The sequence below is a fragment of the Bacillus sp. SN1 genome, assembly GCF_002796895.1.
Taxonomy (GTDB): Bacteria; Bacillota; Bacilli; order Bacillales; family Bacillaceae; genus Bacillus; species Bacillus inaquosorum.
The window spans coordinates 48,210-65,868 of sequence record NZ_PHIE01000006.1 but is presented as its reverse complement, the minus strand read 5'-3'; the positions used below and the strand labels follow the sequence as shown (position 1 = coordinate 65,868).

Here is a 17,659-nt window from a genome sequence, read left to right as displayed (position 1 = left end):
ATATTATTTTTTCTTCAAAAATTCTTCCCATTCGTCATCAAAGTGAGATTGGTAGCCAGCTGAAGCCGGTTCAGGATCAAAAGATGACACACCGTTATCAGCTGATCCGTTTTTCATCAGCTTCCAGCCGTAATACACCATAGCGGCCGCCAGCGCAATTCCGACGACAAACGGAAGTGAACAAATGAGCATGATCGCTCCGATACCGCCCAAGATGATTCCTGTGATGGTTTTTCCTGCAGCAAACCTTTTGATTCCTGCGTATGTCATCAAGCCCCCGATAGCGAGCGGGATGATAAAGCCGAAGCTTCCTCCTCCAAAAAAGACGGAGATCCCAAATACAATTAATAAGAATCCGCCTATTGTTTTCTTGTTTATCTTCATGCAGATCCTCCTTTCGTTTTCCTTGTCTTCATCTTAAACAAATTAGCATCTGCGCAAAACGAATCAGAGATTGATTTTCATATAAGACCGGAGTCGTATCTTGTGCCGGACCCATAGGCACAAAAAAACGCCATGCACGAGGCATGGCGTTTCAAAACCCTTTACAGATGAACACTTGCTTCCCTTTCTTTGATCAGGTCGGACCGTTCTGCTTTAGCCAGCTTTGTGAATAGCAAAATTCCGATACCCGCAATAATTTCGACAACCCCTCCGACAGCGATCACTGTTCCTGAACCAAAAGCGTTTGCGGCATATCCGCAAACGACAGCTCCGGCAGGAATGGAAATATTTGAGATCATATGTATAACGGCGTAGACCTGCGGCTGATCCTCACTATCCACAGATGTCTGGATAATCGTGTACTCAGGAACATTAACAGCACTGACTGCAGCGCCAAAGGTGAACGCAGCGAGAAAGACGAGCGGCAAAAAGGTATTCATCCCGGTAATAAAGAATGCAAATCCTTCAATAATGCCGGCAGTTACGAAGAGCAGGCCGTACCTGTTTACTTTGACTTTCGCCAGCACAAATCCTAATAAAAACGCGCCTGCGGCGGTGGTAGCCTTTAAAAGCGAGTAAACGATCGGCTGGCCGTTTAAATCTTCTGCAACGTAAACGGCTGAGAGCGCTTCCCAAGGGGCAGCCGCGAAATTCATAAAGATACAATAAATGGCGAGCGGATATAAAATCTGATGTCTTCTCACAAGTGTAAAACCGCGTTTCAGTCTGCCGATATATGTGCCTCTCTGCTTAACGGCAGCAGACTCTGATTGAGATTCAACCGCAGTGTACTTAATAAAAAGGACGAGAAAACCAGAAACCAAATAGAGAACAAGTGCGATAAGCATTGTATAAGAAGGGCTGATAAATGTAAGAAAAGCGCCGCATAACGTGACAGCTCCGAGCCGGACAATTTGAGCGGAGGATTGCAGCACAGCGTTTGCTTTTTGAATGCCCTGTTCATTTACGATTTGGGGAATCAAAGCTATGGAGGCGGGATTGTAGGCAGCCCCTGTAGCAGAATGCACAATCATAAGTGTCATAACAAACCACAGCGGAGAGAAGCCCGCAAAATGACAAAGAGGAATAATTAAGACAATCGCAGCCCTCGTCAGATCTGAAAAGTACATCCAAAATTTCAGCGTATTCTGTTTCATGAAAGGGCCCGTCACAGGTGCCAGCACTGCTTCCGGCAGAAAGGTAACAGCAATCAATAAAGCAGTCCCGATCGCACCTTTGCCGTCATAAATTAAAAACCATAATATTGAATTAAATGCGAACATATCGCCGGATATCTTGACTATTCTTGAGAAAAAAAGATAATTGAAATTTCTCTTCCAGATGCTATCACTTTCAATTAAATTCACCATCTATCAGAGCCCCCCACTGCCTATTTTTTACATCTATTTATTCCAATATCTCATTTTTCCATTTTTCAGTCAATAATTCATAAGGTTCATTTTTTGTCGTAAAATGGGAGATTGACAGAATGAAAAACAAAAAAGCCGGCATGTAGGGAATACGCCGGCTTTTATTTTCTCTTTTTATGATTCGCTGCTATTTCGGTCCCGAAACACAATAGCACTTCTTTCATATTCTACATCGTCAATGCCGCTTCTCACGTTTACAACCCGTGCGGCGGCAAAGAAATAGTCGGACAGACGATTCAAATAACGAAGCACTGTTTCATGGATCTCCTCCGATTTCATCAGCGCCACCACTCGACGTTCGGCCCGCCTAGCAATGGTGCGCGCCGCATGGAGAAGCGAAGCGCTCTTCGATCCGCCCGGAAGAATAAATTTCTTCAGTTCTGGCGCTTCTGATGTATAGGCATCAATGCGCGTTTCTAAAAAGGAAACGGATTCTTCCTTTAGTTTGTAGTCTTTTCTTTCTGTGACGATTGCCAGATCGCCTCCGCAATCAAACAGCTCATGCTGAATGATCAGCAGCTCGGCTGTCAAATCTTCAAAGCCGGGCTGCCCGGAAAGCTCTGACAAAGCAAGCCCAACAAAGCTGTTCAGCTCGTCAATCGTGCCGTAGCTTTCGACGCGGAGGCTGTCCTTGTCCGTTCTGCCTCCGACTAAGCTCGTTTGTCCCTTATCGCCTGTTTTTGTATATAGTTTCATACATGTGTCTCCTTTACAGACTTATTCAAACAGCTCTGCAGCCTCTTTTACCAATTCAGCTGTTCCTATTTGTATCAATTGATTCAGCCGCTTTTCTGTGTTTTCAGATTGCTGAGTTTGTGTCGCAGCGATGAGAATATCACCCTCTGCCCGTCCGTCTCCCAGCACTTTCATCCGTTCTGCTTCGGCAGTCATGAGAGCTCTGACAAAGCATTGATCTGCCGCATAGCCGTTGATCAAAATCCATATCGAAAAGCCGGTCATGACACATATCAAAATGGATAGCTCTCCATCTTCATACGTCCGATACACGAAGCGGTCAAGCCTTTTTGGAGAAACCATCGCACAAGTTTCCGGCAGATGAAAGCCGTTTTCTGACAGATAGGCCGTAAGCCCTTCTATAGGATCTGACTGAACTGGCAGCCGTTTATGGATCAGCGTCCTGCTCCACGAAAACCCTGCACCGACAGGCGCTGAGGACAGTGTACGAAGCGGGATTTCCGTTTGCAGAAGAATGTCATCATGCCCCGTTTGAAGCAAAGATTCAAACGGGATAGGCTGCTGCTTCACGCTGTCTTTTTCAGGCTGTATCGCAATCATCGGTTTTGGGGAGCTGTGATGGACCAAGGTGGTGACATCTGTATCGTACACGGCCTTTATGTGATGTTCTGTGACCGAATATTCCGGCTTTTGCTTAGGCCCGGCTGTACCATTTTTCATAAACAAGAGCTCATCACAGTACAGGCTCGCGGTGTTCAAATCATGAAAAACGCTGACAGCTGCCAAACCGTTTTCTCTTGTCAGGCGTTTGATGAGATCGAGCAGTTCTTTTTGATAAGCCAGATCAAGAAAATTTGTCGGCTCGTCCAAAAATAAAATACGCGGCTGCTGCGCCAAAGCTTGGGCCAAATACACCCGCTGCTGTTCCCCTCCGCTCAGATCTCGGATCGATTTTCCTGCAAAAGCGGCCACTCCGGTTTGCTCCATTGCTTCCTGTACAATGGCTTCATCCTTTTCAGTCTGCTGTCTGAACAGCCCTGTTTGGAATGGATATCTGCCGAAGGCTACAGTTTCTTTGACCGTAAAGGTAAAGGCTTGATCCGTTTTTTGCGGCAGGACGGCCATGATTTGCGCCAGTTCCTTCGGTTTATAGTCTGCCAGCGGTTTTCCAGCCAAATAAACACTGCCTTCCTTGGCCGGCAGCGTACCAGTCAGCAAGTGTAAAAGCGTGGTTTTTCCGCTTCCATTAGGGCCGAGAATACCGAGAAATTCACCCTTCTCCACTGTTAAGCTGACATTGTTGATCAGCCGGCTGTCTCCGTATCCTCCCGACAGCCCTTCTGCCTTCATCATAAGCTTCTCCCCCCGCGGTGCTGCCGAATTAAAATAAGGGCAAAAACAGGTGCCCCCGCCAAGGACGTAATAATCCCAATCGGCAGTTCAATCGGCTCAATGATCGTTCTGGAAAGCAGATCAGCTAAAACAAGAAAACCTGCTCCGAGGAAGGCGGACAGCGGCAGTAAATGCCGATGGTCCGTTCCCCACAAAAGCCTTGTGATATGCGGAATCACAAGACCGACAAAGCCGATCGTGCCGGATACAGCCACAGCGCTTCCCGTCAAAAGAGAGCCAGCTATCAAAATCAGCATTTTTCTCTGCTGAACGCTGACTCCGAGAAGCTTTGCTTTGTCTTCTCCATATGTCATTACGTTCAGCTCTCTTCCGTTGATGATCAGTAAAATAGTTCCCAAAAGAAAAAACGGGAGAAACAGAACAACATAGCTCCAGCCCCTCATGGAGACACTGCCGAGCAGCCAATGTACAATCGGCAGCAGGTTGTCGCCAGTCAGAGCAATGATAAGAGAAATAAATGCGCCCAAAAAAGAGTTAATGATGACACCGGTCAAAATCAGGGTAGAAACAGACATTGAAGCATGAACGAGGCGGCTGAAGGAAAGGACCGCCACCATCGTGGCAAGTGCCGCGGCTACACTCACAATCGGGAGTGTAAACCCTCCGATGACAGGAAGCTGCAGGCTAAAGAATAGGGTCACAACCGCTCCGACTGAAGCACCGGATGAAACACCAAGTGTGTAGGGGTCAGCAAGCGGATTTTTCAACAGCCCCTGAAAAGCAGCCCCTGCGATAGAAAGAGCCGCCCCCACAAGGGCGGCCAGCACAACTCTCGGCAGTCTGATATTCATCATAATATTGGTGTACATCGGGTCATCAGAACCGATAGAGCCGCCAAAGACTTCATGCCAAAAGACACGAAAGATAGCAGGTATAGGAATTTGCAGGCTGCCGCAAGACATTCCTAATATGATGCTCACGGCTAAAAATGAAAAACTGATGATATATGCGGCGTAACGATTATTCCTTAAACGTATCCGGGTAAATGCTTTCCGCAAGTTCTTCGACCCCTTCGATCAGACGGGGGCCGGAACGTGTCACAAGATCAGGATCCACATCATACACGCGATGATGTTTCACAGCATCGATTTCGCTCCAGCCATCGCGTTTTTCCACTGCTTTCGCTTTCACTCCGTCCGTTGTAACGATAGCATCAGGATTGAGTTTTACGATCGCCTCGTCTGTCATTTGCACCCAGCCTGTTTGGTCCGCTGCTGCGTTTTTAGCATGGATGACATTCAGCATTTCATTCATAAACGTGTCTTTTCCGGTTGTGTAAATGTCAGGATCAGGAGAAACCTCGATAAATACGCTTTTCTCCTCGTCTTTTGAAATGGTTTTCGCTTTTTCTTGAATATCCTGCAAATCGGATTTCATGCTTTTCACGAGCTGATCGGCTTTTTTCTCTGCGCCGGCAGCTTCTCCGATCATTTCGATTGATTTGTACACCTCGGAAAATGATTGTGCATCATTGACAGTCAGCACGGTAATGCCCGCGTCCTTCAGCTGTTTGATGGCATCGGCTGACGCTGACATGGAAGACTCATGGGCAAGAACGAGATCCGGCTTGAGAGAAATGACTTTTTCAACGTTTACATTCATATCTCCGACCTTATCAACCTTTTTGACTTCCTTTGGATATGTATCGTTTGTGGTGACGCCAACCACTTTGTCACCGAGGCCGAGAGCGTATGTAATTTCGGTGTTGCTCGGCATTAATGAAACAATCTTTTTCGGCTCCTTTTTGATTGTCACATCTTGATTTGACGCATCATCAATGGTGACAGGAAACGCTTCTGTCTTTTGTTTTGCCTTGGAATCCTTCTGATCTGCAGCATTTCCGCAGCCTGTCATCATAACAGCAGCCAGCAGAAGCGCAGTCCATATTCCGGCTAGTTTCTTCATAACCTTTCCTCCTAAGTGAACTAAAAAAAGCATCTCTACGATGGTAAAGATGCTGTAAACAACACAAAAAAGCCTATTGTTTACACATCATCTGTCCTCGCAGACTTCGTGCTGATCAAACAGGCAGGTATCCTGGCTCTTGGCGCTATAGCCAATTACAGTGGCGGGACCGCACCGGCTTTTACCGGTTTCCCTATTAAGCCGGCTGTTGTTCACGGACCGGCACCTATTTGACATTCGTATCCTTTTTTCGGAGTAATTATACTATATGACTGACAGGCTTGTATATGCGTCCTGAATGACTTTTCCCCGGTATATGTATGGGAGCAAAATCCTCGTAAACACTAAATTTGATCTTGTATACTTAATACTATCATCAATAAAAAGGAATGATTCTTATGGATTTACAGCTAAGAGATAAACTCGTCTTAATCACCGGTTCGACTTCAGGCATCGGGAAAGCTGCAGCAAAAAGCTTTCTGCAAGAGGGTGCGGCTGTCATTGTCAACGGACGCAAACAAGAGACTGTCGATCGCACAGTTGAAGAGCTTTCTGCATATGGAACCGTGCACGGTGCGGCTGGCGATTTGTCAAAAACAGATGAAGCAGCGGCTTTTATTGAAAAAGTAAATGAAATCGGTGATATCGATATCCTCGTCAACAACCTTGGTTTCTTCGAGGTAAAAGACTTTGCCGATGTAACAGATGAAGAGTGGAATCAATATTTCGAAGTGAACGTGATGAGCGCGGTTCGGACAAGCCGTCACTTCCTTCCAAAAATGCTTGCCAAAAACAGCGGACGCATTTTAAATATCGCAAGTGAAGCAGGCATCAAACCGCTTCCAACGATGATTCCATACTCCATGACAAAAACAGCGCTGATCAGCCTTTCAAGAGGGATGGCTGAAATGACGAAAGGCACGAATGTGACGGTCAACTCAGTGCTTCCGGGGCCCACTTGGACAGAGGGCGTCGCATCCTATATGGAAGGTGCCGCACAAGCTGCCGGCCAGGATACAGATACATTCATTAAGGACTATTTTAAAGTCAATGAGCCGACTTCTCTTATTCAGCGATACGCGACAGCAGAAGAAGTTGCTAACACGATCGTATTCCTCGCGTCTGACGCCGCATCTGCCATCAACGGCACGGCACAGCGTGTGGAAGGCGGTATTATCCGTTCTCTGTAATATGCAAAAAACGCATCCCTATTTCGGATGCGTTTTTTTATACGTCTCCAGCGAATGGAACCGGCTGGTATCCGCCTGTTTCCAGTTTTGCTGAAAACAATCCTCCCGCGTGAGGCTGCTCGTATCTTTCTGTTTCTGTCATTTGTTCCGTTGCCGTTGTAATGTAAAGGGTTTTTAAGTCCCTGCCGCCGAACGCGCAGCACGTGACATATTTAGCCGGCACGCTGATTGAATCGATTTCTTTTTTCTGAAACGGATCAATGTGAACAACGCGGCTGCCGCCAAAAAGCGCCACCCACAGCATGCCATTTTGGTCGATTGTCATGCCGTCCGGCAATCCGTCTGATTGATCAAAACGATAGACGGGTTCTGGATTTGAGACATCTCCGCTTTCGGGATCATAGCTGTAACGCACAATCTCCTGCGTCGGCGTGTCGATGTAATACATCGAATTCCGCTCGCGATCCCAATCCAAACCGTTTGAGGTAGAGACTTGATCTTTGATTTTGGCAAGACTGCCATCTAGGTCCAAACGGTACAGCGAGGCCTGTTTTTGTTCGCCTTCCATGCTCGTCGTCCCCGCCCAAAGCCGTCCGTACGGGTCACATTTAGCGTCATTAAAACGCAGGCTCTCATGCATGTCCTTCGGCTGTTTGATTTTTTCCAGGCTGTCATCCTGAAGATGATACAGGTAAAACCCGTCCTTCATCGTCATAATCAGTTCATCTTTTGCGTATTTCGCAAGCGCCGTCACAAAGGATTTAAATTTGATCGACTGGTTGACTTTTTCTTCAGGGTCGAAGATGTGGAGCTCGCTCCCTAAGATATCAACCCAATATAAGCGGCCGTTTTCTTCATCCCATAACGGGCCTTCACCAATGACTGCCCTAGTGTCTGCTTCCAATACTGCATCCATGTGCTACACCTCTTTAGCTTCAGTCTACATATTGTTATTCCCGGCAAAAAGGTGTCCAAACCACATGTTTATTGTTTTTTGAAAAGGATGGTGATGACCGACCCAATGTTTATTCTGCTGTTCACATGAATCGTCCCGTTATGCAGATGGACAAGCTCCTTGGCAATCGCAAGCCCGAGGCCCGTTCCGGCAGCAGGATCTTTTGTGTTCGTCCCTCTGTAGTAACGGTTAAACAAATTGGTGATCGTTTCTTCATCCATTCCCTTCCCATTATCCTTTACCTTCAAAGAAATATGATTTTTTGCTTGTTCCAGAATGACCTGAATCTCCGTTCCTTTGTCGTTGTGCTTCACGGCATTCCCAAGCAGGTTTTCTAATATGCGTCTGAACCACGCTTCATCAAGCGCAAATTCAATATGCTCTTCTTTGGATACAAAGGAGATATCATACCCTTCAGAAAATGGATTTTTCTTAAAATCCTCAATGACATTTTTAAAAAACGGGATAAGGCTTGTGAGCTTTCTCTCAATTGGAAGAGCATCATTTTTCAGCCGATACGTTAAATTTAAGTCTTCAATCAGCTTGGACATGTATTCAGATTTTTCTCTGACAACCTGTCCCATTTCTTTCACTTCTTCCGGCGACCAATCATACTGCTTCGACTCGAGCATCATGCTGTAGCCGTAAATGCTGCTAAGCGGTGTTTTTAAGTCATGCGACAAACCGGCAATCCATTCTTCCCTTGTCGCCTGGATTTTTTCTCTGTTTCTTTTATCCCGCCTCAGCGTTTCAGTCAGCTGATCCATTGATTCAAAAATCTCACCGAAGAAGCGGTACGGCTGTTTAATTTTCCCCTTTTTGTTTTTGCTGATAGGACGGCCTTTCCGGTTTTTCGGTTCCTCGAGCTTCCCTTTAGATAGATTAACCAGCCATTTAATCGTGTGAAAAATCGGCAGCCCGAATCGGAACATATACCAAACAGTCATCCAAATGATATACAGGAACAGAACACCCATAATCAGGAACATCGCCTTTAGCACAACCTTCAGAAATGATTTGTTAAACTCCTGATCGGTTACATAGACAGGGTTCGGCACCGTAGCGACCATCCATCTGTCTTTATTGAGGATCTTAACGGAAATTTCCCGTTTATAGTTCCAAGGCTTAGAGCTGTATTTAAGCAGCTCCAGCTGGTTCATCGTTTTTCTTTCACTTTTTGTGCTGTTGATGCTGTCGAGAATGTTTCCATTGCTGTCTAATAGGTAAATGGCACCTTTTTCCCGCTTAATATAGTCGATGGTACTGGACTTATAATGTGCTAAAGAATCTATCTTTTGTTCTCGCTTTTCAACGGAAGTCAGCAGCTGTTCGCTCTTTGATTTCCAGCCGGACAATAGAAGATACGACTTATCTTCAATATTGATGGCCCAGTAATTCAGCTTATAGTTATGAAGCTTTTTGGTTTTATAAATAGACAAAAGCTCTTTCTTGGTATAGGTGCCGGGCACGTCTTTCGGCACGCTGTACGAATAAGCGGTTTTCCCTTTCGAATCAATGATTTGCATCCAGCCATGCTGTTTATCGACAGATTTCTTCAGAAAATTATCCACTTCCCATGACCCATCTTCGTTTACATCGAGATATGCTTCAAGTGTGTCAGTTGTTGCCTTTGTCAGCCCTGAATTGGATTCCGCATCGCTAAACCGAGCGTCTAAATAGAAAAACGAAGCAACAAGCATAACCGTAAGCAGCAGGATCACAATCAGCATCTGCCCGAAAAAGTGAAACAGAAACTTCCATCTTAACCTCATGACCGCTTGCCTTCAGGATTTGGGATAAAACGATAGCCGAGACCGCGAACGGTTACGATATACTCCGGATTGCTCGGATCGCGCTCAATTTTTTCCCGAAGCTTGCGGATATGAACCATAACGGTGTTGTTGTCGCCATAGGAAGGATAGCCCCAAACTTTTTCATAAATTTGATCTTTGGAAAGCACCACATTAGGATGTTCACAAAAATACTGCAATAGCTGCAAAAGCTGAGCTGAACAAGCGACAGCTTCCCCGCCTACGATCAGCTCGGCATTTTGCGGAGAAAATGTAAAATAATCATATGTATAGGTTTGATTTGAGCTCGTTTCTTTCGACTGATATGTGCGCTTGAGGTGCGCTCTGATCCGCGCTGCTAATTCCAGCGGATTAAATGGTTTTGTGATATAGTCATCAGCCCCAACCGCAAAGCCCGACAATTTGTCCGCGTCGGACGATCTTGCCGTCAGGAAAAAAATCGGAGCGTCTGAATACTCTCTGATCAGCGTGCAGGCTTCAAAACCGGACATTCCGCCCATCATGACATCCAGTACGATCAAATCAACCTTATTGGCCTTCACAACCGGAATTGCTTCTTCTGCGCTTGCAGCATCCAGTATATTTCGATAACCTTCTTTTTCGAGAACGCGTTTGATCATGTCCACAATCGCTTTCTCATCGTCTACGATTAAAATTGACGCATTTTCCACTTTTATGTTCCTTTCTGTCACTGTTTTTTTCATCTTATCATTATATCGTTTATTTTTGGTACATTTTTGAATAGGGAAAGTCTGCCGGGCATGACAAACAGAAAACGGGAATATGGAAGTTCCCGTTTTTTCGTATTTTCAGATGAAAGTTATGAGTTCTCGTCCACCATATACAAAATAAACTCCCAAAACCCCGGAACGTCCTGGCACAAAAGCATATCAGCCTTTTCAAACATTTTGATCTTCAGCTCCTGCTCCAAATCTTCTCTTTCTTGGTAGGACGTATTGCTGAGTTTTTTTCTGATCATCGGCGAAAAGCATGCAATCAGATGTTCAATGTCATACATGTCGTCTTTTTGTTTCTTTTGTTCAAACTGGCCGTTCACAGCTACTTTTCCCCCTTTTTTTGCACCGCTAGCTGCTTTCTGATATTCTCAAGCCCCTTTTTATGAATGTTGGAGATGTTTTGCCGTGACTCCCCTAATGAATCCGCAATCTCCTGCATCGTGGCACCGTGAAGATAGACTTTCGTCAGCACGCTTTTTTGTTTGTCAGTCAGCTTCTGGATCGCTTGATAAAGCTGATAATCCTGGACATGCTGGCTCAAATCATCCTGCCGGTCTAAAAATGCTTCAAACGCATCACTTCCTGTTTCGGAAGGAAGGCGTTCTCCTGCTTCCGGGTGATCAACCGTCAGCGGATACCGTTTTTGGTTTTTGCGAACCCGCTTATCAAAATCAATAGAAAAGATGCGAATCATTGAATTCATATACTTGACGATGCGGATCTCCTTATAAAATTGCCTGAATTGCTCGTCCAATGATTTTGCATCTTTTTCGTTCGGGCTTTCCATTATGTTTTTGAACAAACGGTAATGCTGAGGATTGCTCAAAAAATGCTTCACGATGGGATGCTTCATTATCTCCTTACATTTTGACCGCAAAAGACCTTGATAGTCCATCAAACCGCCTCCCTACTAAATTAAATGAAGGAAAGCAAAAAAAAGTAAACTACTACTTTCTGACTAGCGCTTGTGCAAATGCTCCGGCTGCAGTTTACGTTTTCTTGGATTTCCTTCACTTACATACATGACTGCCAAAAAAGAAGGGAGGTATTTTCCATGGATCAGGTTTTTATAGAGGAAGTCGTAAAACAGATCGGCAATCTGGGGTTTCCTGCGCTGATTGCAATGTACCTGCTGACCCGATTTGAGAAAAAGTTTGATCAGCTGATAGAACTGATGACAGAGCTGAAAGACCAGAAAGCAAAAAATTAATTTTCAATCGAAGTTGACTTTTTACTGTTTTTTTTCACTTAACAAGACAGAAGGGAAAACGAAAGGCCTTTCACCTTCTCTTTCTGCTTAACATTTATTTTTAAGGAGGAGACAGTTACATGAAAAAACAAAACGACATTCCGCAGCCAATCAGAGGAGACAAAGGAGCCACGGTGAAAATCCCGCGCAATATTGAAAGAGACCGGCAAAATCCTGATATGCTTGTTCCGCCGGAAACCGATCATGGAACCGTAAGCAATATGAAATTTTCGTTCTCTGATACTCATAACCGGTTAGAAAAAGGCGGATATGCCCGTGAAGTCACCGTACGGGAGCTGCCGATCTCAGAGAACCTTGCATCTGTAAATATGCGGCTGAAGCCAGGTGCCATTCGCGAGCTGCATTGGCATAAAGAAGCAGAATGGGCTTATATGATTTACGGAAGTGCTAGAGTCACAATTGTGGATGAAAAAGGGCGCAGCTTTATTGATGATGTAGGTGAAGGAGATCTTTGGTACTTCCCGTCAGGCCTGCCGCACTCCATTCAAGCGCTGGATGAAGGAGCCGAGTTCCTGCTCGTGTTTGACGATGGATCATTCTCTGAAAACAGCACGTTCCAGCTGACAGACTGGCTTGCCCACACCCCTAAAGAAGTCATTGCTGCGAACTTTGGTGTGACAAAAGAAAAAATCGCCAATCTGCCGGGCAAAGAAAAATATATATTTGAAACCCAAATCCCAGGCAGTTTAAAAGATGACATTGTGGAAGGGCCGAATGGCGAAGTGCCTTACCCGTTTACTTACCGCCTTCTTGAACAAGAGCCGATTGAATCAGAGGGAGGAAAAGTATACATTGCGGATTCGACAAACTTTACGGTGTCTAAAACAATCGCATCTGCCCTCGTGACGGTAGAACCAGGCGCCATGAGAGAGCTGCATTGGCATCCGAATACTCACGAATGGCAATATTACATCTCCGGCAAAGCAAGAATGACCGTTTTTGCATCTGACGGCCATGCCAGAACGTTTAACTACCAGGCCGGTGATGTCGGATATGTCCCATTTGCAATGGGTCATTACGTTGAAAACATCGGGGATGAACCGCTTGTCTTTTTAGAAATCTTCAAAGACGACCATTATGCCGATGTCTCTTTAAACCAATGGCTTGCCATGCTTCCTGAAAAATTTGTTCAAGCACACCTTGACTTAGGCAAAGACTTTACCGATGTCCTTTCGAAGGAGAAACATCCGGTTGTGAAAAAGAAATGCAGTAAATAATAGACTTGCAGCTTGCAGAGAGCACTCGTTCTCTGCAAGCACTAAAAAGGAGCTGAACCAGTGAAACAACAAACTTCTTCAAAACGTTTATTGCGGCTCTCCATACAGTACATGCTGGCTGCAGTAGCAGTGGTGTTGACTTATTATGGAATCATTTTTACTTTGTTTTCTTTAGCGGGAACGAGCTACCGCTCAGCAGCTCATGTCCTGCTTTTTGCCGTGTTATTCCTTGTTCTCGGGTTATGCTTTGAACCATTTGAACGCCTGATGATACATAGTTTTACATTTTTTAAGACAGGAAAACGCCTATTCATTCTCCTTGCCGGCATCGTACAGCTGCTGTTTTTATGGATGACTGCTCATACAACAGACCAATTGATCAGCGACATCTGGCTGTCCACCACAGAAGAAATGATTGTCGCATCTGTTTTTCTGATTTTAGACAAATGCAACTCGGCTCTTCCCAGCTAAAAAAAAGAACGCATTCCAATTGAATGCGTTCTTTTTATTCATAGCGAAGCGCGTCTACAGGCTGAAGCTTCGATGCCTTGATGGACGGAAGCAAGCCGAAAATAATGCCGACTGCCATTGAAAAGATGAGTGCTCCGACAACAGCCGGAACGGAGACAATAAAAGGCATCGGAAAAACGACTGTCAGCAGCTTAGCGATGCCGAAGCCTGCCAGCACACCGAGTATTCCGCCAATACTTGTCAGCACGACAGCCTCGGTTAAAAATTGAAATAAAATCACACGACGCTTAGCACCGAGCGCTTTCTTAATCCCGATTTCCCTCGTGCGCTCCGTGACGGAAACGAGCATGATGTTCATGACGCCGATACCGCCGACCAAAAGTGAAATACTGGCGATCCCGCCAAGCAGCAATGCAAATGACTGATTAAAGGACTCCACTTCCTGCGCGATCTCCTGAAGATCCATCACACTATACTCTGCTTTTTCCAGCTCAGCTTCAGACAGTCCTTGGTTTAAAAGATCCGCAGCCATTACGCCGGCTTCTTGGATATGCTCAGAAGAATCGGCCTGCACGGCAATCTGCGTTGGCGCGTCAAAGCCTTCAATGAGCGGCCATACTTTTTTCGGGACGTACAAAACCGGGTTTGCGTAGTCGCCTTCAAACATGCTTTCCTGCTGATTTTTTTCTTTAAAAACACCGGCAACCTTAAACGGCACACCATTCATCTCAATGTTTTTATGCAGAGCGTCTCCGTCTGGAAACAGTTCATCTCTGGCAGCTTCATTGATCATCACCACTTGGTGGGTGCTGTTTAAATCGTTTTCCGTCAGCTTTCTCCCCTCGGTTATACGGATTGGGAACATATCAAAGTAATCACCGTCAACACCGTACACTTGAGGGTACGAAACATTTGTTAAATGAAAAACGCTCGCGCCTTCAGACAAGTAATATAAAGATAATCCTTTGACCATAGGATCAGATTTGATCGCCTTTACTGTTTCTTCAGCTACAGGCGGCGCGGACGTATACGAAACCTGAGGGCCGCCGCCCTCCTCTTCTCCGCCCGACGGCTGGTAGACAACATTGATCGCGTTATTTCCCATACCGATCATGCTTTGCTTTAATTGTTCGCTTTGGCCCTTCAGCATCGAAACAATCGCGATGATTGCCGCTATGCCGATAATGACACCGAGCATTGTCAGAATCGATCTTAATTTATGAGAGAAAATGGATTGAAAGGAGATTCGAATATGTTCAAGCATGGCTGATATCTCCTCTCTCATCTAATACCAATTCTCCATCCCGGATAAAAACCGTTCTGTCAGCTTTTCTGGCGACGTCCGGGTCGTGGGTAATCATAATAATGGTCTTGCCTTCCTGATGCAGTTCGGAAAACAGCGATAAAATTTGTTCGCTTGATTTGGTATCAAGCGCCCCGGTCGGTTCATCAGCTAAAATAAACCTCGGCTGATTGACAAGGGCCCTCGCTATCGCCACCCGCTGCTTTTGCCCGCCGGACAGCTTCGGCGGCTTGTAAGAGACCCTGTCTTTTAAACCGACCTTCTCCAGGGCTTCATAAGCTCTTTGCCTTCTCTCTTTTTTCTTCACTTTATTGTAGATCATCGGCAGCTCAACATTTTGCAGCGCGGTAAGACGCGGCAGCAGATGAAAGGTCTGAAACACAAACCCGATTGATTCGTTGCGAATTTCGGCTAAGGCACCGTCTTTCCCTTTCAATATATCTATCTGGTCAAGCGTATAGGTTCCGGACGTTGGCCTGTCCAAACAGCCGATGATATTCATTAACGTCGACTTTCCAGAACCGGAAGGCCCCATAATAGCCAGAAACTCACCCGCCTGGACAGTCAGGTTGATATGTTTCAAGATTGGAACTTCTTCTTTTCCCAGCTTGTACGATTTCGAAATATTATTCAGTGTCAGCATTGACTGTAACCTGCTTTCCTTCCTTGACCGCGGGATCAGGATAGATCACATAATCTTCCGGCGTCAGGCCGCTCTTAATTTCTACCATGTCATTTTCATCAGTCTCCCCGATTTCAACAGGCTGTTTGAACGCTTTCTGCTTCTCATCGGCTTTCCACACATACGGTTCGCCGTCATCCTGAATCACCATGTCGGTCGGCAGCTTGATCTTGTCCGCATCAGCATCATCACTCATCACTTCGATGTTGACATGATAGCCGACTTCAAGGCCCTTATGGCTGTCTAATAAAATTGTGAAAGGATAGTTAGAGGATTGAGGATTCATTTCTTCCTCAGCAAAACTTTCTGATTCCTCCCCCTCGCCTGCTCCCGCGGGAAGCTTGCCGATCGAGGTGACCTTTCCTTTCCACTCGCCTTCACCGCCTGTTTTCAGCGTGACTCTGACTTTGCTGCCTTTTTTGATTGTGTCCATTAACAGCTCGTTGATTTGGCTTTTGACTAGATATTTGCCCGTCGAAACAATCTGGATATACGGACCTGCTGCCTGGTCACCTGTTGCTCCGTCAGCGATATCCTGATTGACGCTTTGAACGATCCCGTCATGCTTGCTTGTAATGACATTGGAACCTTTGTTTTTCGTCAGGCCAGCCAGCTCTTTTTGATGCTGCTTCAGCTCAAGCTGGCTTGTTTTCAAATCGAAATTGGCCTGATCAAGCTCATCTTGAAGCTGTGATTTCTCTTCTTTTCCGGCCGTTTTCAGTTGTTTTTCCGTTTCCGTTATTGATTTTTGCAAACGGCTGATTTGAAGGTTTGTCATTTCGATTTGCAAATTGGCTTGCTCAACTTCGTCAGAATGATCTTCACCCTCATACTCAAAAAGCTTATCGCCCTTTTTGACCTGATCGCCTTCTTTGACGTATGTTTTTTTAATGCTGCCTTTCTCTGAATCTATGTATACTTTCTGCTGTTTCTCAGGTTCAACCTTTCCAGAAAACGTTTGGCCTGATTCTGATTCTCCTCCCATGTATACCGCTACTGATTCAGCATAGGGCTCCGTTGATACGGCAACTTGGTTCATGTGAGTAAAAAAGTAAAAACCGCCGGCGCCGATCCCCGCCAATACAAGCACACCGGCACATATCGCACCGCCAATAAGCCATTTTTTCTTTTTGGACACAACGATCTCCTCTTTCTGTAAACAATGTAATATTTTCGAAACATTCTAACCAATATTATCTATTAATTCAAAAAGACTTGCAATCTTTTTATTGAAAGGATGAAACCAAATAAAAAAATGGTATTTTTCACAGCCGAAAATAAAAAATCCCGGCTCAGAACCGGGATTTTTCTCACACTGAAAGAAGCGTTTTTTCGTTTTTAATCAGGTCATAGGTCAAGCACACAGGTTTATTTGTACGGGGATCAGTCACGATTTCAGCATCAATCTGAAATACCCGCTTCAAAATGTCCGGAGTCATGACCTCCAGTGCAGTGCCTTCTTTGATGACCGTGCCTTTTTTGAGCGCGATCATATAATGAGAAAAACGGGCTGCATGGTTAAGATCATGAATGACCATTAAAATCGTCCGCCCCTGCTCTTTGTTGAGTCTGTCTAGCAGCTGCAGAATTTCAAGCTGGTGTGCGAGATCAAGATACGTTGTAGGTTCATCCAGAAGCAGCAGTTCCGTCCCTTGCGCAAGCGCCATGGCAATCCACACGCGCTGACGCTGTCCGCCTGACAATGCCTCAATCGGCCGTTCAGCGAATTCAGCCATGCCTGTTTCTTCAAGCGCCCATTTGATAATTTGGCGGTCTTCATCATTTAATCTGCCAAATCCTGATTGATGCGGAAATCTGCCGTACGACACCAATTCATACACCGTTAAACCGCTCGGCGCTTCAGGTGTCTGCGGCAGAATCGCCATATCTTTCGCAATGTCCTTTGTAGACATTTTATGAATCGCTTTGCCGTTTAAATAGACGGCACCTGCATGTGAACGCATAATTCTGGACATTGTTTTTAATATCGTGGATTTCCCGCAGCCGTTCGGACCAATTAAGGTGGTAATTTTCCCTTTAGGAATCGAGATATTTAAATCCTCTACTATTACCCTGTCTCCATAACCGATTCCAAGCTGATCTGTTGATAATGAATTCATATTCGGCCCCCTCCT

19 protein-coding genes and 1 riboswitch are annotated in these 17,659 nt (G+C 45.4%); of the genes, 4 read left to right on the top strand and 15 right to left on the bottom strand.

Going from position 1 to position 17,659, the window contains the following annotated elements:
• Positions 1-3 precede the first annotated feature (3 nt).
• The 6 genes from liaI to CVV77_RS18355 all read right to left on the bottom strand — a co-directional run bounded on the left by liaI (position 4) and on the right by CVV77_RS18355 (position 5,888).
• Complete coding sequence (gene liaI, locus CVV77_RS18380) at positions 4-384, bottom strand: cell envelope stress-induced membrane anchor protein LiaI (protein WP_003240759.1); 381 nt, start codon at positions 382-384, stop codon at positions 4-6.
• 161 nt (positions 385-545) lie between these two features.
• On the bottom strand, positions 546-1,814 hold the full coding sequence (locus tag CVV77_RS18375; protein WP_100276159.1) for an MFS transporter: 1,269 nt from the start codon (positions 1,812-1,814) through the stop codon (positions 546-548).
• 174 nt (positions 1,815-1,988) lie between these two features.
• Positions 1,989-2,570, bottom strand: coding sequence for a cob(I)yrinic acid a,c-diamide adenosyltransferase (locus CVV77_RS18370; protein WP_100276158.1), 582 nt, complete (start codon positions 2,568-2,570; stop codon positions 1,989-1,991).
• A gap of 21 nt (positions 2,571-2,591) precedes the next feature.
• Positions 2,592-3,920, bottom strand: coding sequence for an ABC transporter ATP-binding protein (locus CVV77_RS18365; RefSeq protein ID WP_100276309.1), 1,329 nt, complete (start codon positions 3,918-3,920; stop codon positions 2,592-2,594).
• Entirely contained in the window at positions 3,920-4,981 is a 1,062-nt protein-coding gene (locus CVV77_RS18360) for a FecCD family ABC transporter permease (protein ID WP_100276157.1), read from the bottom strand. Before CVV77_RS18360 ends, CVV77_RS18365 begins: the two co-directional genes overlap by 1 nt.
• Complete coding sequence (locus tag CVV77_RS18355) at positions 4,944-5,888, bottom strand: ABC transporter substrate-binding protein (protein WP_100276156.1); 945 nt, start codon at positions 5,886-5,888, stop codon at positions 4,944-4,946. The genes CVV77_RS18360 and CVV77_RS18355 overlap by 38 nt, the downstream gene beginning before the upstream one ends.
• A 105-nt stretch (positions 5,889-5,993) precedes the next feature.
• A riboswitch (cobalamin riboswitch) is annotated at positions 5,994-6,133 on the bottom strand.
• Positions 6,134-6,286: 153 nt separating this feature from the next.
• Between CVV77_RS18355 and CVV77_RS18350 the strand changes: the two genes are divergently transcribed.
• A complete protein-coding gene (locus tag CVV77_RS18350) occupies positions 6,287-7,078 on the top strand; it encodes an SDR family NAD(P)-dependent oxidoreductase (protein ID WP_100276155.1) in 792 nt (263 codons plus the stop codon).
• A 37-nt stretch (positions 7,079-7,115) separates the two neighbouring features.
• Here CVV77_RS18350 and CVV77_RS18345 read toward each other — a convergent pair whose 3' ends face one another.
• From CVV77_RS18345 to sigO, 5 genes are all read right to left on the bottom strand, one after another.
• Positions 7,116-7,994, bottom strand: a complete 879-nt coding sequence (locus CVV77_RS18345; RefSeq protein WP_100276154.1) for an SMP-30/gluconolactonase/LRE family protein — start codon at positions 7,992-7,994, stop codon at positions 7,116-7,118.
• 68 nt (positions 7,995-8,062) lie between these two features.
• Positions 8,063-9,805 (bottom strand): two-component system sensor histidine kinase YvrG, encoded by a 1,743-nt coding sequence (yvrG, locus tag CVV77_RS18340; RefSeq protein WP_019259443.1) that lies wholly within the window; start codon positions 9,803-9,805, stop codon positions 8,063-8,065.
• The gene (gene yvrH, locus CVV77_RS18335) at positions 9,802-10,515 is read right to left on the bottom strand and encodes a two-component system response regulator YvrH (protein WP_003243545.1); all 714 of its coding nucleotides are present in this window, start codon (positions 10,513-10,515) and stop codon (positions 9,802-9,804) included. The genes yvrG and yvrH overlap by 4 nt, the downstream gene beginning before the upstream one ends.
• Positions 10,516-10,664: 149 nt before the next feature.
• Positions 10,665-10,901: a sigma-O factor regulator RsoA gene (gene rsoA / locus CVV77_RS18330; RefSeq protein WP_019259445.1), complete on the bottom strand. Its 237-nt coding sequence runs from the start codon at positions 10,899-10,901 to the stop codon at positions 10,665-10,667.
• A gap of 2 nt (positions 10,902-10,903) precedes the next feature.
• A complete protein-coding gene (sigO, locus tag CVV77_RS18325; RefSeq protein WP_100276308.1) occupies positions 10,904-11,434 on the bottom strand; it encodes an RNA polymerase sigma factor SigO in 531 nt (176 codons plus the stop codon).
• Positions 11,435-11,635: 201 nt separating this feature from the next.
• Here sigO and CVV77_RS18320 point away from each other — a divergent pair, with 201 nt between their 5' ends.
• From CVV77_RS18320 to CVV77_RS18310, 3 genes are all read left to right on the top strand, one after another.
• Positions 11,636-11,791 (top strand): YvrJ family protein, encoded by a 156-nt coding sequence (locus CVV77_RS18320; RefSeq protein ID WP_003221632.1) that lies wholly within the window; start codon positions 11,636-11,638, stop codon positions 11,789-11,791.
• Positions 11,792-11,910: 119 nt separating this feature from the next.
• Positions 11,911-13,068, top strand: coding sequence for an oxalate decarboxylase (oxdC, locus tag CVV77_RS18315; RefSeq protein WP_100276153.1), 1,158 nt, complete (start codon positions 11,911-11,913; stop codon positions 13,066-13,068).
• A 60-nt stretch (positions 13,069-13,128) separates the two neighbouring features.
• Positions 13,129-13,539, top strand: coding sequence for a regulatory YrvL family protein (locus tag CVV77_RS18310; RefSeq protein WP_100276152.1), 411 nt, complete (start codon positions 13,129-13,131; stop codon positions 13,537-13,539).
• Positions 13,540-13,573: 34 nt separating this feature from the next.
• Here the strand turns inward: CVV77_RS18310 and CVV77_RS18305 are convergent, their stop codons facing one another.
• From CVV77_RS18305 to CVV77_RS18290, 4 genes are all read right to left on the bottom strand, one after another.
• Positions 13,574-14,803, bottom strand: coding sequence for an ABC transporter permease (locus tag CVV77_RS18305; protein ID WP_100276151.1), 1,230 nt, complete (start codon positions 14,801-14,803; stop codon positions 13,574-13,576).
• Complete coding sequence (locus CVV77_RS18300; RefSeq protein WP_019259450.1) at positions 14,796-15,485, bottom strand: ABC transporter ATP-binding protein; 690 nt, start codon at positions 15,483-15,485, stop codon at positions 14,796-14,798. The genes CVV77_RS18305 and CVV77_RS18300 overlap by 8 nt, the downstream gene beginning before the upstream one ends.
• Positions 15,469-16,662, bottom strand: coding sequence for an efflux RND transporter periplasmic adaptor subunit (locus CVV77_RS18295; RefSeq protein ID WP_100276150.1), 1,194 nt, complete (start codon positions 16,660-16,662; stop codon positions 15,469-15,471). Before CVV77_RS18295 ends, CVV77_RS18300 begins: the two co-directional genes overlap by 17 nt.
• A 172-nt stretch (positions 16,663-16,834) precedes the next feature.
• The gene (locus CVV77_RS18290; protein WP_003240726.1) at positions 16,835-17,644 is read right to left on the bottom strand and encodes an ABC transporter ATP-binding protein; all 810 of its coding nucleotides are present in this window, start codon (positions 17,642-17,644) and stop codon (positions 16,835-16,837) included.
• Positions 17,645-17,659 lie beyond the last annotated feature (15 nt).